The sequence below is a fragment of the Allobosea sp. P4_C6 genome, from assembly GCF_056402015.1.
In genome coordinates this window covers 1-1,159 of sequence record NZ_JBFUIF010000261.1, presented here as the reverse complement: position 1 = coordinate 1,159, position 1,159 = coordinate 1, and the positions used below count along the sequence as shown (strand labels likewise).

The 1,159-nt window shown below is 59.1% G+C and carries 1 protein-coding gene; it reads right to left on the bottom strand.

The features are described from left to right. On the bottom strand, window positions 1–792 hold a 792-nt coding region (gene repC, locus AC1DVA_RS28500; protein ID WP_476808144.1), incomplete at its 3' end, for a plasmid replication protein RepC. Window positions 793–1,159: the final 367 nt, after the last annotated feature.

Genomic DNA, 1,159 nt, shown 5'->3' with positions numbered 1-1,159 from the left:
CTGTTTGTGGCGCTCAGATTGAGACTCATTGCCGCTTAGATTCTGAGCTTTTGTATGCATTTCCAGAATGTTGAGGATTTCGTCAGCCAGCATCGATAGTTCGTCGGCAATGGGCTCCAGCACCTCGCGCGGAGCGGTGCGCGGAATCCTGCCAATGATTGAACGATGCAGGGCGTGGATATCCTGCCAGGTCGAAGGCCCCTGCCCGGCCTGATGAGCGGCAACACCCTCCTCCATCGCTGTCGCGATCATCTTGGCGATGTCCCGCCGGCAGATGGTGATGCGCTCGCGCACGAGCTTCAGTGCTCGCTCCTCAAGCCTGACGTCCTCGGCCGAGCTCTCAATCTCCGCGCACCGAACAACCAGCGGCGACAGATCGAACCCAAAGGCGAGCTCTATGTCCCCTCCCCTGCCCTTCCGAGCGTAGCGCTTACCGTTCGGGCTATCGCGGCGGATGATGAGGCCGGAGTCGACGAGTACCGCCAGATGGCGGCGGAGCGTCGCCGGTGACATGCCGTGTGCCCGCAGCGCCAGCTGCTGGTTCGAGGGGAAGACGACAAGCTGTTCGCCTGTCAGCACGGTTTCTGGGTGGAACGTAAGCAAGGCGTCGAGAACTGCCAGCGCGCGTTCATTCACGCCCAGCTGAGCCTTGGCCGTGCAAATGTCTCGAAACAGATTCCATTTATGGACCGCCTTCTCTGGCGGCCGCTCCTTTGCGAGCGCCTGGGTTGCCACATGGGCAAGCGTCAGCGTCCGCCGCCCAAAGGGCGTCGTTGAGATATGGGAGACCATTTTCCTTCACCTATCGCTAGGCAAAAGAAATCTGCTCGCCGAAACGGCGCCGAGCCCAAACGAGACTCTTGACGATGATTCGTGGAAGTGCGATTCTCAGTTTGCTGAAGACAGAGAAGGGCTTCCGGAACGCGTTTCGGGGGCCTTTTTCTTTTGCGCTTGTGCTCTCCGGGTTGCGGCGTATCCGCCTTTCCTATCCTTGCTGCTTCTGGTGCAGCTCAAACAGGCGAGGCAATTCCTTGAGAACAAAGGAGGCGAACTCCGGCGACATTTTTCGATCGACCGTGAGTGTTACCCGCTGCTTTGTCTCCAAAATCTTCGCTACTTCGCGGCCGGCGTGTGAAACCGCGATCGTATCGCTATGGGA